Source organism: uncultured Aliiroseovarius sp., assembly GCF_947497285.1.
GTDB lineage: Bacteria > Pseudomonadota > Alphaproteobacteria > Rhodobacterales > Rhodobacteraceae > Aliiroseovarius.
The window spans coordinates 417,470-431,723 of the sequence record NZ_CANMFT010000004.1 but is presented as its reverse complement, the minus strand read 5'-3'; the positions used below and the strand labels follow the sequence as shown (position 1 = coordinate 431,723).

General features: G+C 55.5%; 13 protein-coding genes and 1 pseudogene. 9 read left to right on the top strand and 5 right to left on the bottom strand.

Annotated elements, in window-relative coordinates:
* Positions 1-103: 103 nt before the first annotated feature.
* The 4 genes from Q0864_RS10015 to Q0864_RS10000 all read left to right on the top strand — a co-directional run bounded on the left by Q0864_RS10015 (position 104) and on the right by Q0864_RS10000 (position 6,029).
* On the top strand, positions 104-1,855 hold the full coding sequence (locus tag Q0864_RS10015; protein WP_298568780.1) for a PQQ-dependent methanol/ethanol family dehydrogenase: 1,752 nt from the start codon (positions 104-106) through the stop codon (positions 1,853-1,855).
* A 74-nt stretch (positions 1,856-1,929) separates the two neighbouring features.
* Positions 1,930-2,622 (top strand): response regulator transcription factor, encoded by a 693-nt coding sequence (locus Q0864_RS10010; protein WP_298568778.1) that lies wholly within the window; start codon positions 1,930-1,932, stop codon positions 2,620-2,622.
* Between the two features lie 31 nt (positions 2,623-2,653).
* Positions 2,654-3,799 carry an FIST N-terminal domain-containing protein gene (locus Q0864_RS10005; protein ID WP_298568776.1) on the top strand — a complete coding sequence of 382 codons (1,146 nt, stop codon included), beginning with the start codon at positions 2,654-2,656 and terminating at the stop codon, positions 3,797-3,799.
* Positions 3,792-6,029 (top strand): PAS-domain containing protein, encoded by a 2,238-nt coding sequence (locus Q0864_RS10000; protein ID WP_298568774.1) that lies wholly within the window; start codon positions 3,792-3,794, stop codon positions 6,027-6,029. The genes Q0864_RS10005 and Q0864_RS10000 overlap by 8 nt, the downstream gene beginning before the upstream one ends.
* A 102-nt stretch (positions 6,030-6,131) precedes the next feature.
* Here the strand turns inward: Q0864_RS10000 and Q0864_RS09995 are convergent, their stop codons facing one another.
* Positions 6,132-7,652 carry an aldehyde dehydrogenase family protein gene (locus Q0864_RS09995; protein WP_298568772.1) on the bottom strand — a complete coding sequence of 507 codons (1,521 nt, stop codon included), beginning with the start codon at positions 7,650-7,652 and terminating at the stop codon, positions 6,132-6,134.
* A gap of 299 nt (positions 7,653-7,951) precedes the next feature.
* On the opposite strand from Q0864_RS09995, the gene Q0864_RS09990 reads away from it, so the two are divergent.
* From Q0864_RS09990 to Q0864_RS09970, 5 genes and pseudogenes are all read left to right on the top strand, one after another.
* Positions 7,952-8,443, top strand: coding sequence for a sel1 repeat family protein (locus Q0864_RS09990; protein WP_298568770.1), 492 nt, complete (start codon positions 7,952-7,954; stop codon positions 8,441-8,443).
* 30 nt (positions 8,444-8,473) lie between these two features.
* The gene (locus Q0864_RS09985) at positions 8,474-9,094 is read left to right on the top strand and encodes a pyridoxamine 5'-phosphate oxidase family protein (protein WP_298568768.1); all 621 of its coding nucleotides are present in this window, start codon (positions 8,474-8,476) and stop codon (positions 9,092-9,094) included.
* A gap of 131 nt (positions 9,095-9,225) precedes the next feature.
* A complete protein-coding gene (locus Q0864_RS09980) occupies positions 9,226-9,642 on the top strand; it encodes a c-type cytochrome (RefSeq protein ID WP_298568766.1) in 417 nt (138 codons plus the stop codon).
* 143 nt (positions 9,643-9,785) lie between these two features.
* Positions 9,786-10,136 (top strand): DUF779 domain-containing protein, encoded by a 351-nt coding sequence (locus Q0864_RS09975; protein WP_298568764.1) that lies wholly within the window; start codon positions 9,786-9,788, stop codon positions 10,134-10,136.
* 73 nt (positions 10,137-10,209) lie between these two features.
* A pseudogene (locus Q0864_RS09970) lies at positions 10,210-10,401 on the top strand (IS3 family transposase); the annotation flags it as partial.
* 136 nt (positions 10,402-10,537) lie between these two features.
* Here Q0864_RS09970 and Q0864_RS09965 read toward each other — a convergent pair.
* The 4 genes from Q0864_RS09965 to Q0864_RS09950 form a co-directional block, all read right to left on the bottom strand.
* On the bottom strand, positions 10,538-11,557 hold the full coding sequence (locus tag Q0864_RS09965; RefSeq protein ID WP_298568762.1) for a TRAP transporter substrate-binding protein: 1,020 nt from the start codon (positions 11,555-11,557) through the stop codon (positions 10,538-10,540).
* Positions 11,558-11,571: 14 nt separating this feature from the next.
* Positions 11,572-12,882 carry a TRAP transporter large permease subunit gene (locus tag Q0864_RS09960; RefSeq protein ID WP_298568760.1) on the bottom strand — a complete coding sequence of 437 codons (1,311 nt, stop codon included), beginning with the start codon at positions 12,880-12,882 and terminating at the stop codon, positions 11,572-11,574.
* Entirely contained in the window at positions 12,879-13,397 is a 519-nt protein-coding gene (locus tag Q0864_RS09955) for a TRAP transporter small permease subunit (protein ID WP_298568758.1), read from the bottom strand. Before Q0864_RS09955 ends, Q0864_RS09960 begins: the two co-directional genes overlap by 4 nt.
* A gap of 164 nt (positions 13,398-13,561) precedes the next feature.
* On the bottom strand, positions 13,562-14,209 hold the full coding sequence (locus tag Q0864_RS09950; RefSeq protein ID WP_298568757.1) for an HAD family phosphatase: 648 nt from the start codon (positions 14,207-14,209) through the stop codon (positions 13,562-13,564).
* Positions 14,210-14,254: the final 45 nt, after the last annotated feature.

Here is a 14,254-nt window from a genome sequence, read left to right as displayed (position 1 = left end):
TCTCATATACGACCAATTGGCAATACCGCTCGCCGACACTTTCCGCGACCTTTTTCCAAGACAGAAATCTGACGTTTCTGTGGTCTCGGATTGGGAGGACATTATGAATAAATTGCTACTGACGACGTCTGCGATGCTGATCGCAGCAACGGCGTCGATCGCGGCGGTGACTGAAGAAGACATCGCCAACGATCAAAACATCACCACACAGATCGTAAGCAACGGCATGGGGCGCCATCAGCAGCGCTATAGCCCGCTCGACATGATCAACAAAGAGAACGTAAAGAACCTGGTTCCGGCTTGGGCGTTCTCGATGGGCGGCGAAAAACAGCGCGGGCAGGAAACCCAGCCGCTGATCTATGATGGTATCATGTATGTGACCGGCTCGTATTCGCGGCTCTACGCGATTGATATCGAGACGGGCGAAGAGATCTGGCAGTATGACGCGCGTCTACCTGAAGGCATTTTGCCATGCTGTGACGTGATCAACCGTGGCGGTGCGATCTATGGCGACAAGATCTTCTTTGGCACCTTGGATGCCCGGATCGTCGCGCTTGATCTGAAAACTGGCGATGTCGTCTGGAAAGACAAGATCGCAGACTACAAGGCCGGGTATTCTTATACATCCGCCCCGCTGATCGTGAACGGCCTTGTCGTCACCGGTAACTCGGGTGGTGAATTTGGCATCATTGGCGAGGTTCAGGCGCGCGACGCAGAGACAGGCGACCTTGTTTGGACGCGTCCGGTCATCGAAGGGCACATGGGCACGCTGAACGGCGAAGAAAGCACCATGACAGGCGAGCTGAACGCAACCTGGCCCGGCGACCTTTGGAAAACCGGCGGCGGTGCGACGTGGCTTGGTGGCACGTATGACGCCGATACGGACACGCTTGTGTTTGGTGCAGGCAACCCGGCACCGTGGAATTCTTGGCTGCGCGACGCAGGCGACAAGAATGACGGGTCAGGGGACAACCTCTATGCTGCTTCACGTATCGGGATCGATCCGGCAAATGGCGAAATCAAGTGGCACTTCCAGACCACCCCGCGCGAAGGCTGGGATTTTGATGGTGTGAACGAAGTGGTTCCTTTCGTGGACGCCGAAGGCAACAAGCGTTACGCCACTGCCGATCGCAACGGCTTCTTCTATGTTCTGAACCGTGAAGATGGCGCGTTTGTTTCGGCATCGCCCTTCGTGAAAGAGATCACTTGGGCAGAAGGCATCGACGAAAACGGTCGCCCGATCTACAACGAGGAAAATCGCCCCGGCAACCCGGCTGATGCAGCTGACGGTGGCAAAGGCGACGTTGTGTTCTCGGTTCCGTCCTTCCTGGGCGGCAAGAACTGGATGCCCATGGCACACAGCCCGGACACCGGCCTGTTCTACGTCCCCTCTAACGAATGGGGCATGGATATCTGGAACGAGCCCGTCAGCTACAAAGAAGGAGCAGCTTACCTTGGTTCTGGCTTCACGATCAAACCGATCTTTGAAGATTACATCGGTTCCCTGAAAGCGATCGACCCGAACACCGGCGATATCAAATGGGAATACAAGAACGATGCACCTCTTTGGGGTGGCGTGATGGCGACAGCCGGCGGCCTGGTCTTCACCGGCACGCCTGAGGGATACCTCAAAGCGTTTGACGCAGATACTGGTGAAGAGCTGTGGAAGTTCCAAACCGGGTCCGGCATCGTCGGACAACCCGTGACTTGGGAACAAGATGGCCAACAGTATGTTGCGGTTGCATCCGGTTGGGGTGGCGCTGTTCCGCTTTGGGGTGGCGAAGTGGCCAAGAAGGTCAACTTCCTCAACCAAGGTGGCTCGATCTGGGTCTTCAGGGTCCCGGTCATCAACTGACCTTAACCATCAAGCGAAGCCCGCGCCTTGCGGGCTTCGCGTTTTCGTTATCTAATCAGGAGGCGCTGGAGCAAATGGCTGAGGTCGTCATGCCACTTATCGGGGAAACCAACGAACTGAAGTTGTTGTTGATCGACGATCACCCGTTGTTTTGCGATGCGATGGCGATGACCGTCGGAGAGATTTTCGACGCCCCCATGATCCGAACCGCCTCAACGCTGAATGAAGCGCTGCTACAAGTTACCCGATCGTTGCCGGACCTCATTGTCTTGGATCTGAATCTGCCCGACGTCGATGGGGTGGATGGATTGATCAGACTGCGAGGGGCCGCGCCCGACGCGAAGATTGTCGTGGTTTCGTCCATCTCGGACAACCGTGTCACGTCGAGCGTTCTTGATGCGGGTGCTGTGGGCTTTGTTCCCAAGGGCAGTCCGCGCGACGAACTTGTGCGTGCATTCCAGATTGTCGCTGATGGTGAAATCTACACGCCAGAAGATTTCGTCGTGCCGCAGGGGGATTGTCTGGCGCAAGAGCACCATTCGATTGTCGAGAAGCTTACCAGCCTCACCCCACAGCAATCCGTTATCTTGAACCTGATCTGCGAAGGTAAGCTTAACAAACAGATTGCCTATGATCTGTCGATCGCCGAGACGACGGTGAAGGCCCATCTTACCGCAATAATGCGCAAGCTTGGCGTGCAAAACAGAACGCAGGCGGTATTGCTTGCAAAGAAAGTCAGTTATGCTTCTTTGTCAGGGGAAGGCTAGAAAGATCTAGCTTTTCAGGGAGGAAAACTGCTTGGACGAGCTTCGCGCGCGCATCATCGCAACCGTGTCTGTCGACTTGACGGATGAAACAGACCCAACCGCAAGGCTGGTCGATGCGCTGGGTGATACGGCCTATGCCTGTGTGATCGTGTTGGCGTCGCCGGAAGTGGACCTGGAGGCGCTGACCGCAACGCTGCAAGACAGGATCGACGCGCCGCATATCCTTGGCGCACGTACGGCAGGTGAGATTTGCGACGAGGGCTATAGCGATCAAAAGATCGTCGCACTTGGCTTTCCGCAAACCCATTTCGCGGCAAGCGCGCGCATGTTTCAGGCGTTGGACAATCCAGACGAGGTCGCCATTGGCCGCGAAGTTCTTGCCCTTCGCCACGATGCCCAGGCGCAACGGCACGAATTTGTAAACGAATTTGCCTTTGTTCTGGTCGACGGTCTGTCGCGGCGCGAGGACGCATTCGTTCTGAACATCTCGACCGCATTGGGAACGACCCAGCTTTTTGGTGGCTCGTCCGGGGATGGGCTGCGGTTCGAAAGTGCGCCTGTGTTTTACAATGGTGTGGTCAGCAGCAATGCAGCGATCGTTCTTGTTGTTCGCAGCGATTGTCGCTTCAAGGTGTTCCGGGAAGACCATTTTGAATCGTCGGAAAAACGGTTGGTGGTCACCGGCGCGATCCCCGAAAAGCGCCTTGTGACCGAGATCAACGCAGAACCGGCAGCGCCCGAATACGCCCGCATCGTCGGCATTGATCCAAACCAGTTGTCGCCGTTCATATTTGCGTCGCATCCGATTGTGGTTTCGGTGGGTGATCAACACCATGTCCGTGCCATTCAGCGCGTCGAGGACAACGGGCACCTGCGTTTCTTCGCCTCGATTGACGAGGGCATGGTGCTTACGGTTGCCAATGCAAGCAGTATTACCAGACATCTTCAAGATGTGCTCGAAGGTCTGTCGGCCGAGTGTGAACCTGATCTGATTTTTGCCTGTGATTGCATTCTCAGACGACTTGAAGCGGAGCAGAAACAAGAAGTCAGCAACATGTCTGCCCTCTTGAAGAAACACCGCGTGATCGGCTTTTCGACCTATGGTGAACAGCACAATATGCTTCACGTAAACCAAACCCTAACCGGGATAGCCATCTATCCGCCTGACCATGAGTAACATCCATTCAACAGACGGCCTTTTAAAGGCTTCCGACAGCCTTGAGCGTGAAAACGAGAAGCTGAAGGTCATTGTCGACAAGCTTATGTCACGGGTCGAGCGCGCGACCGTGGACAGTGCCAAGGGCTTTACGCATTTCGAGCGTGCGATTGCACTGGAAGGGGAAGTCCAGCAGAGGACACGCAAGCTGGAAGAAGCCTTGGACGTGCTTCATGCGACCAACGCCCAACTTGCGACAGCGCAACGGGAAGCCGAGGAAGCGCGGCGAGACCTTTCGACAGCCGTCGAGTCCATTCAGGAAGGCTTTGCTATTTTTGATGCCAGCGACAAGCTGGTTATGAAAAATTCCCGGTTTTCGGCGATGTTTCCAGACGTGGTCGGTGAGATCAAACAAGGCATCAGCTTCGAGGAATATCTTCGCCAGAGCGCTGGCAGTAAATACATCATCCGGCCCGACAAATTGTCCGTGGATGAATGGGTCGACCGAAGAATAGAGGTTCACGAAAGCAACTCGGTCAACTTCACGCTTGAGCTGAAGGATGACCTTTGGCTTCAGATTAGTGAACAAAACACCCCGGACGGTGGCACGATCGTGCTTCAGACTGACATCACTGACCACACGCGCCTTGAGCGAGAAGAGCGTGCAAAAATCCTTGACCGGCAAGCAAAGATCGTCAAAGCGACGCTTGAACACATCGAACAGGGCGTCCTGATTTTCGACGCAGATTGCAAGCTTGTGGAGTGGAATGATGCAGCCGTCGAAATTCTGAAAATGCACCGGCGGCTTGCGCGCGCAGGAATGCGTTTGGCAAGATTCGAGCGGCTTTTCGAGCCAGGTGTTGTGTTCACCACTGATAGCCAGCCAGAGCTTGTCTTTAATTGGGCGTCGCTTCGCAAAAACCGAGAGGTATTGCGCTGCGAATTGGAAGCGGTAAACGGTTTTCAGTATGATGTGATGGGGCAAGAGATGGCGGATGGGTCGTTCGTTGTCTCGTTTAACGACGTCACCAAGCTGCGCCAGACCCACAAGGACTTGCATCAGGCAAACGAAACGCTGGAACAGCGCGTCATAGAAAGAACTCACGAGCTTCGCGCCGCCAGAGATTCTGCGGAGCGGGCAAATGCTTCAAAATCGAGGTTCGTTGCCGCCGCAAGCCATGACCTTTTGCAGCCCGTGAACGCCGCAAAGCTTTTTATCTCGTCGTTGGAGCATACGGTTCTCGACAAAAAGCAAAACTCGATTGTCAGCAGAATTTCGAAGAGCTTTCAATCCGTTGAGGCCATTTTGGGCGCACTTCTCGATATCTCGAAGCTCGATTCAGGTCAGGTCGCTCTGAATGTGTCAGACTTCTCACTCGATCAGATATTTGATCGCCTTCTGGACGAATTTTCTGACTCGGCGTTAGAAAAGGGGCTTGAGTTGACCGTCGTTGGCACCTCGGCGTGTGTAAATTCTGACCCTGTTTATCTTCGTCGCATCCTTCAGAACCTCGTTTCAAACGCTATCCGGTATACGAACGAAGGCCGGGTTTTGGTCGGGGTCCGTCGCCGGGCAGATTGCATAGATATTCACGTGATTGACACGGGCGTCGGGATTTCACCCGAAGAGCAAGAACTTGTTTTCAAAGAGTTTCACAGGTCCGATCCGAGTCAGGCCTCGGATTCTGCAATGGGTCTTGGGCTTGCGATCGTAGAACGCGCTTGTCTGATGTTAGAGCACGACCTTTCTTTGACCTCGACCGTAGGAAAAGGAACATCCATCCGTGTTTCTGTCCCGTTTGCCGAGCAGGAACAACTTCCGGTCGAGACCATGCAGGCAAGAAGGGGGACGCCTCGTTCGTTAAAAAATGCCCTTATCATGGTGATCGAAAACGACCCCGCTGTGCGTGATGCGATGGAGCGTGTGCTTGAAACGTGGGGCGCGGCGCCGATCATCGCGGCGTCGCAGGAAGACGCAGAAGCGCAGATCGCTGAGCTTGATCTGACGCCGGATGTTTTTCTGGTCGACTACCACCTCGACGACAATAAAAACGGTCTCGACCTGATCCAGAACCTTCGCGCCAAGCACGGCCCATTGCTTTGCGTTCTCTTAACCGCTGATCGATCAAACGAACTGGCGCGAGAGGCGCAAGGGCAGGGGGTGTTTCTTCGCCACAAACCGCTCGACATAGAAGACTTGCAGGAACTGCTCGGCGGGCTTTTGGCAAGCCGTGCAAATGCGCAAGACTAAACTTGTCTAAAACTTCTGTCCGACAAAAAAACCCGCCTCCGAAGAGGCGGGTTGCACAGTTCGGGTGGCGCTCCATCAGGATCGCCCCCCAGGGAGGTAATCTTAGAAGAAGCCCAACTTGTTGGGGTTGTAGCTCATCAGGATGTTTTTGGTCTGCTGATAGTGACCAAGCATCATCTTGTGGTTCTCACGCCCGATGCCGGACTGCTTGTAGCCACCAAAGGCCGCATGCGCAGGGTAAGCGTGATAGTTGTTCACCCAAACACGCCCGGCTTCGATAGCGCGGCCAAAGCGATAGCACGTGTTGGCGTCACGCGACCAGACGCCGGCACCAAGGCCATACATCGTGTCGTTGGCGATCTGCAGCGCTTCTTCTTCGTCCTTGAAGGTCGTCACCGACACAACTGGGCCAAAGATTTCTTCCTGGAAGACGCGCATCTTGTTGTGGCCTTTCAGGATTGTCGGTTGCACATAGTAACCACCAGCAAGATCACCATTGAACCGTGCCGCGTCACCGCCTACCAGAACCTCGGCACCTTCTTCGCGACCAATGGTCATGTAGGACATGATTTTGTCCTGCTGTTCTTTGCTAACCTGTGCGCCCACCATGGTATCTGCCAGACGTGGATCACCTTGCTTGATCGCTTTTACACGCTCAATGCAGCGGGCCATGAACTCTTCATAGATGTCTTCCTGGACAAGCGCGCGGCTTGGGCAGGTGCAGACTTCGCCTTGGTTGAAGGCAAACAGAACGAAGCCTTCGACGGCTTTGTCCAGGAACGCGTCATCTTTGGCCATGATGTCCGAGAAGAAGATGTTGGGGGATTTACCGCCCAGCTCCAGCGTCACGGGGATCAGGTTTTCGGTCGCGGCCTGCATGATTACACGGCCAGTTTCGGTCGAACCGGTAAAGGCGATCTTGGCAATGCGGTTTGATCGGGCCAGTGGGGCACCAACTTCGGCACCGTATCCGTTCACGATGTTCAACACACCATCCGGCAGCAGGTCAGCGATGATCTCCATCAGGACCATGATTGCAGCCGGAGTCTGTTCAGCCGGCTTCAGCACGATACAGTTGCCCGCAGCCAGCGCAGGCGCCAGTTTCCAAGCTGCCATCAGGATCGAGAAGTTCCACGGAATGATCTGACCGACAACGCCCAAAGGCTCGTGATAGTGATAGGCCACCGTGTCTGCATCGATCTCTGACATCGTGCCTTCTTGGCTGCGCAGGACGCCGGCGAAATAACGGAAGTGGTCCACCGCCAGCGGAATATCAGCCGCCGTGGTTTCGCGGATCGGCTTGCCGTTGTCCCATGTTTCTGCAGTTGCGATAATATCGAGGTTTTCCTCGATCCGGTCGGCGATCTTCAAGATAATGTTCGACCGCTCGGTCGCTGACGTTTTGCCCCATGCCTCTTTCGCAGCATGTGCAGCGTCCAGCGCCAGCTCGATGTCCGCAGCGCCCGAACGGGCAACTTCGCACACGACCTCGCCTGAGATCGGTGTGACATTGTCAAAATACTTCCCCTCGACCGGCGGTACAAACTTGCCACCGATATAGTTGTCGTAACGAGTCTTGAAGGGTGAGGCAAAGGTCCCTGCCTCTTGTGCCATCTCGTTCATAACGTCTCCTCCCTAGTTGGTGAATGAAATGTTGATTGCGAAATCATGGACCTCGAAATTCAATTCAGCATCCCCGACTTTGGTCGGAGACCCAATTTGAGAAAAGAATTTCGCACGCGCTCGGTTTTGGTGCACACTTGGAAGATGCTAATGGGCCGGGCATTGCTCGCCGCACGCACCCATAGCGCAATCCATGGACCTGCATTGCCACGGAGGAACCAATGAACTCGAACAGGCTGCTACCGCTCTGTGTCGCCGTGTTGCTTGTCGCTGCAACGGCGAGTGCACAGGACAGGACAATGAAATCTGACGAGTTTGGAACCCACAACCCCGAAGAGCTTACACTTCATGGTGCGCTTGACCGGCTAAAGCATGGCGAATCCTATCCCATGGAGTATGCAATGGGATATTTCGCGGCAAAGGCTGGACTGCACGACGACGCGAAGAAACTCTTCCAAGGATCCGTGGATGAATACGCCAGCGCGCAAGGCATGACGTGGCTTTCATGGATGGCTGACAACGGATTGGCGGGGCCAGAAGACCCCGAAGCCGCTGCTGAATGGGATCGCCGTGCGGCTGAGGCCGGCAGCGAGGTTGGTATGTTCAATCACGGTCTCAACCTGCTGCGTGGCCGCGGTGTTGCCGTTGATGAAGAAAAGGGGCGCAGGATGATTGAAGCCGCTGCGGCGATGGGACAACCGCGGGCTCAGCATCTGATCGACAACGACTATGATCTTGAAAGTGTCACACCCGATGCGGACAGCTGGAAATACAATCCGCTCGCTTTCTAAGGGTATGCGCCATTTGAAAGGAGCCTTCGAATGGAAGACTACGCAAATCTGATGTTTCGCGGACAGGTCGCCGAAATCCAGAAGGCCGAAGGTTGTTATGGCGTTCACAAAGCCAGCTATCAGCGCCGAACGCAATCCGCACTTAGCCCAGATGACGTTGCCTTCATTCAGTCACGTCAGAGCATTTATATCGCAAGCGTGAACCCGGACGGATGGCCATATGTCCAACACCGCGGAGGTCCAACGGGCTTTCTGAAGGCCGTCAACCCGACCCGCATCGCTTGCCTGGATTATGTTGGCAACCGGCAATTCATTACCATGGGGCATGTCGCCGAGGATCCAAGGGTCTCGTTGTTCTTGATGGACTACATGCGTCGCGCGCGGATGAAAATTCAGGGGCGCGCCAGTCTGGTTCGACTTGGTGACGCGGATCCTGAGGTGTTGAAACACTTCCCGACCGAGGGAACACCCGCCGAGCGGCTTTTGGTTGTCGATGTCGTTGCGATGGACTGGAACTGCCCCAAATACATCCCGGCATTCGTGCCTGTCGATGTCGCGAACGCGGCGACGGAAAACTATGCGGCCGAGTTGCAAGCAGAGAACGATGCACTGAAAGCCAAGTTGGCTGAGTTGACGGCGGGTAGCAACTAGCCCAAGACAGGTGTCTTTCCGCACTGCCATCTACGACTAAAGTCGTAGGCAGTTACCCATGTTTTATTGACCTGCGTCAAATGGAGCCTCTCGGCCGCATTCTATCATCGGGCATCAAATCGGAGGTACCAATGAAACATCTCGCCCGCACTTTCAGCATCGTTTGCCTTGCAGTCGTGGCTTCACCGGCCGCAGCAGACTCCACCTTCGAGAAGATCAAGGTCGAAGCCGGAGAAAAACTATACAATTCGGAATGCCGCAAATGTCATGCGCCGGATGCTACGGGTCCTAGCTATGGGCCGCCGCTTGAAAACATCGTCGGGCGCGGTGCGGGTGTTATTCAGGACTACGACTACTCAACCAGTTTGGAAGCTTCGGGCATCGTTTGGACACCAGCAGCGCTCCGCGCCTGGATGGAGGACAATGATGGCTTCATTCCGGGCACGAAGATGCGCCATGTCGGCATAGAAGATCGCACAGTTCAGGACTTCATTCTTGCCTATCTCGGCAGCATCACGACCCGGGATAACGCCACGATATCCGAGTGACTTCGCACGTCTTGTGCGACCATCCTTTCTGCACAATCCATAGTGGTCGCACATATGTGTGACCGCAAGGAGCCTTGGACTTTAGTCGCATTCAGTTCTGCTTGCTTCCACAATACGCTATGTAGCGAAGAGGAGAGAATGCTATGCCGGACAAGTCAGAGAAGGTCGTTGTGACGGAAGCGGCGCTTGCGCTTCTGGCAGAGTTGCGCGCCGAGCATGGTGAGGTTGTTTTCAAGATCTCAGCCGGGTGCTGCGATGGGACCGGGCCTATGTGTTTCCGTGAAAGCGATGTCATGATCGGTTCGAATGACGTTAAACTCGGCGATGCAGATAACGCTGGGATATGGGCCTCTCCGTCAATTGCCGACCTTTGGAAGAACTCGCAAATGATCCTGGACGCTGGTCCTGGAAGCGGTGCCGGGTTCAGCTTGGACAATGGACGGACAACACATTTCCTGACCCGTTCACGTATCTTGTCGACGGGTGAGCAGTGAGGTGAAACAGTGATCCTCCCCCAGTGATGTAGTCCGCCCTTATGGTCGGGAGATGATGGATCAAAGAGGGGAAGGTGTTTCTGCCTATGTCAGGTCAGACAACGGTGCGGGGTTCATTGCTCAGACCGTCCGAGATTGGATCACAGCCGCAGAGGCCAAGACCGCCGACATCGAGCCGGGATCAACTTAGAAAAACGGTGACTGCGGAATCTTCAACGTCCGGCGCCGCGATGAACGGCCCAATGGCGAAGTCTTCTACTGCTTGTGGGATACCACAACGCAGCAAGGCGACGGCCAGAAACGTATTTTTTTGTTCGCTCTGGAAAGGATTGTTTTGGCCACGGGTATACGGCCCGGGTTTTGGCTTCTGCGGCGAGGGTCCGCCACAGAAGCCAATGGTGTCAGTTCAGATCGGTAAGTGCCTGATATTCGTTGTAGGACTTAGCATAGGCGCGATAGCTTTCGATCACCTTCTTGAAGGTTGGATCTTTGGCAGACCAGTCGGCATAGACCTTGTCAGCCGCCGCACGCAGGGCATCCATCACGCTGTCGGGAAAGCGTTTCACGTCAACGTCTTTGGCGCGAAATTCCTCAAGTACGGCGCTTTGTGCACCCGCTGCGGCCCCCAATGCGTAAAGGTTGGCATCAGCACAGGATACCTTGATTGCGGTCCGCTGTGCGTCAGTCAGCCCATCCCATTTGTCTTTGTTCATGTAGAATTCGATGAAGCCTGCGGGCTGGTGCCAGCCGGGGAAATAGTAGTGCTTGGCCACCTTGTCGAAGCCCAAAAGTTTGTCGACAAGCGGGAAGCTCAGCTCGGTTGCGTCAAGGCGTCCGGTTTCCAGAGAGGTTGAGATCTCGCCCACAGGCAGGCTCATGGCATTGGCCCCAAGTTCGCCAAGGATCGCGCCACCCAATCCGCCGATGCGGATGTTCAGACCTTGCAGGTCTTCGGGGCTGTTGATCTCTTTCGTGTACCACCCGCCTGCTTCAGACAGGATCACGCCGCAAGCCATCGGAACCAGATTATGCGGCGCATACAGCTCTTGCCACAGCTCCAGCCCTCCGCCGTGGTGAAGCCAGCCCACATAGGACAGTGGATCCCCACCAAAGGGGACCGAGCCGAACAGCGCAGCCGCTGGTTCTTTGCCTGCAGCATAAGCCGCAAAAGACCAAGCCGCGTCGATGGCGCCGACGCTTACATTGTCGAAAATCTCACCCGGCGGTGAAAGCTCACCTGCCAGCAGGTAGTCAAATTCAACCTCACCACTGGTCAGGGTCGCGACGTTTTCGACAAACCGTTTTGCCGTTGGGTCCAGCACCGGCAGGCCCGTAAACGCGCTTTGCAATGTGAAGCTGTCGGCCAGTGCGCCGGTGGCCGTCATGGTGGCGAGCGCTGTTGCGAAGAGTGTCTTTTTCATGAGGTTCCTCCCAGTCATGATGTGAACCCGGTGATCAATCCGGGAAACAAGATCAGCAGCGCCAAAACCAACAACTGCAAAGCAATGAAGGGCATGACGCCACGATAAATTTGTGAAGTCGTCAGTCGGTCACCTGCCGCCCCACGTAGATAAAACAACGAAAATCCGAAAGGCGGGGTCAAGAACGAGGTTTGCAGGTTCACCGCCACAAGGATACCGAACCAAATCAGAACATCATTGCCCGCCAGCCCATTCCCGAAATCAAGCCCCGCGATAATGGGCGCAAAGATCGGCAACAGGATCAGGGTAATCTCTAGCCAGTCCAGCACAAAGCCCAAAAGAAAGATGGCAATCATCACGACGGTCAGAACGGTGAACGGATCGGTCCCGAAGGCCAGGATGCCGGTTTCGACCAAATCATCTCCGCCAATGCCCTTGAACACGGCCGAAAAACACGTCGCGCCGATCATGACGAACAGGACCAGCGACGTCGTGACCACTGTCTGGCGTGCGGCATTCATCAACATCGAGAGGCTGAATTTACCGTAGAGAAACGTGATCACAAGCGCGCCAAAAGCGCCCAGTCCGCTGGCTTCGGTTGGTGTGGCAATCCCTGCGATGATGCTCCCCAAAACCGACACAACGAGCGCCAGAAGCGGGCCAAGGTCAAAGAGCAGGTTTGGCAGGGACACCGTCTCGTTGCGCGCGAGTGGTGGCAACCCGCGTGCCTGCCAGATGACATACGCGCCATAGGCGACGACGAGCAGAAGCCCCGGCCCAATGGCCCCGGCAAACATGTCCGGCACAGGCGTCTGCAGTTGATCACCCAGCACGATCAGCATGACCGAAGGCGGGATCAGAATGGCAAGTGTGCCGGACGAGGCGACCAGCCCCGCCGACGTGGCCTTGTCATAGCCCGCCTCTTCCAGTCTGGGCAGGGCCAATAGCGCCAGCAAAACAACCGATGCGCCGACGATTCCCGAGGACGCCGCCAGCAAGAGCCCAATCACCAGAACCGAAAACCCCATACCCGCCGCACTTCCGCCAAGCGCCCGTTGTGCCGCGCGCAAACTGCGTTCTGCCACGCCAGAGGTCTCAAGGATCAGCCCCATGAAAATGAACATCGGAATCGCGACCAAAAGCCAGTTTGACAGCACATTCGCATAGATGCGGCTGATCAGCAGATTGAAGAAGGCTGTGGGCAGGTCCGAGGCCAGTATGAACAGCGCCGCCGATCCGGCAAGCACCATGCCCACTCGATAACCCGCGATGATCCCTGTCAGCGTCAGCGCGGCCATAGCCAAGGGAAGGAAGGCTTCGCTCATCGCACGTGCCGCAGGATGCGGATTGTTTCGACAACAATGGCAAAGGTCAGAAGACCAAGCCCAAGGGGCAAAACGGCCTTGATCAACCAAAGATCGTTCAGCCCGCCGTTGCTGGACGCTTCACCCGAACGCCACGCGCGCTGCATGAATGCCCAAGAGGCAGGTAACGCCAGCGCAAGGAACGGCGCAGCAAAAAGAAGATTGCCCAGAAGGTTGATCCGTGCCTTCGTCTTGTCACTTCGGCCCTCATACAAAAAATCCACCCGCACATGGCGGTTGGTTATCCACACCAAGCCCGCGGGAAGAAGCCCGCAGATCACCAGCAAATGCCATTGCAGGTCCAAGAGCGAGTTCAGCGTTATCGCGTCTCCGACAAAGGCATGGGCATGTGCGAATGACAGCACCGGATTAACGTCCAGCGCGCTGCAGATCACCTGCAATACAATCGCGAGCATCAGCACGACCAGTCCGGCGCCCAGCAAGGTCAGGCACAGTCTTTCCAGCCGCTGTCCCATTGTTCCTCCTCTTTCGCTTTAGATCGAACGACATACTTACATCTGAGGCAATCTCTTCCTCTCCCCGTCCGCCAGTTTCATGAAACCTATCGACTTAGTGGACGCGACGCCATTTCCTATCACCACTCTTTTGCGTTTTTGGGAGACCCCATTTTGCGTCGAGTTTACGGCGCCCGAATTTCCTTGATCTCAATAACGTCTAAGCCTGCGTTCAGTGCAGCGTGGACACCCTGCTTGGAGTCCTCGATGACCAAGGTCTGGAGTCGCGGCGCACCCAGCAACTGTGCTGCCTTTTTGAAGATTTCTGGCGACGGTTTGGGTTTGAACCCGTCTGATATTGAGACGACATGGTCGAAACATTCCAGCATGTGCGTTGCGGTGAGAGAGGCCTCAGCGACGCTCCTTTCCGCATTCGTGCCGACCGCAAGGGGGAAATCGCGGCAGAGTTTTTTGGCGAGGCGTTCTGTCTCGACAATCGGCAAAACGCGATCGCTCATTTCTGTGAACAGGGAAATGCTACGCGCAACCGCGGCCTCAATATCAAAATCATTCGCGGTATCATTTGCAAACTCCCGAAAGAGTGTCAGCCGATCCAGACCGGTGCGTGCGAAATACCAATCCCGCTCAAGGTTGCAGTTTTGATCCTTGGCCGCTTCATGAAAAGCTGTGAAGTGAACGTCAGCGCTCTCGACCAGTGTTCCGTCGCAATCGAAAATGAAGGCGGTGTATCCGCGTTGCAAAATGTCTTGCTGCCACGTCGCTGATGTTGTGGCGCTTTCGCCCTCCTTTGTATGCAACGTTGCGTGGATCATTTCAGGTACACCCCATTTCACCCAGATGGCATTCGCCCCTTCATA

Bases quoted from the DNA above. Each gene is read 5' to 3' on its own strand.
- Q0864_RS10015 (WP_298568780.1), top strand. From the start codon at position 104: ATGAATAAATTGCTACTGACGACGTCTGCGATGCTGATCGCAGCAACG.
- Q0864_RS10010 (WP_298568778.1), top strand. From the start codon at position 1,930: ATGGCTGAGGTCGTCATGCCACTTATCGGGGAAACCAACGAACTGAAG.
- Q0864_RS10000 (WP_298568774.1), top strand. From the start codon at position 3,792: ATGAGTAACATCCATTCAACAGACGGCCTTTTAAAGGCTTCCGACAGC.
- Q0864_RS09995 (WP_298568772.1), bottom strand. From the start codon at position 7,652: ATGAACGAGATGGCACAAGAGGCAGGGACCTTTGCCTCACCCTTCAAG.
- Q0864_RS09990 (WP_298568770.1), top strand. From the start codon at position 7,952: ATGAAATCTGACGAGTTTGGAACCCACAACCCCGAAGAGCTTACACTT.
- Q0864_RS09985 (WP_298568768.1), top strand. From the start codon at position 8,474: ATGGAAGACTACGCAAATCTGATGTTTCGCGGACAGGTCGCCGAAATC.
- Q0864_RS09980 (WP_298568766.1), top strand. From the start codon at position 9,226: ATGAAACATCTCGCCCGCACTTTCAGCATCGTTTGCCTTGCAGTCGTG.
- Q0864_RS09975 (WP_298568764.1), top strand. From the start codon at position 9,786: ATGCCGGACAAGTCAGAGAAGGTCGTTGTGACGGAAGCGGCGCTTGCG.
- Q0864_RS09965 (WP_298568762.1), bottom strand. From the start codon at position 11,557: ATGAAAAAGACACTCTTCGCAACAGCGCTCGCCACCATGACGGCCACC.
- Q0864_RS09960 (WP_298568760.1), bottom strand. From the start codon at position 12,882: ATGAGCGAAGCCTTCCTTCCCTTGGCTATGGCCGCGCTGACGCTGACA.
- Q0864_RS09955 (WP_298568758.1), bottom strand. From the start codon at position 13,397: ATGGGACAGCGGCTGGAAAGACTGTGCCTGACCTTGCTGGGCGCCGGA.
- Q0864_RS09950 (WP_298568757.1), bottom strand. From the start codon at position 14,209: ATGATCCACGCAACGTTGCATACAAAGGAGGGCGAAAGCGCCACAACA.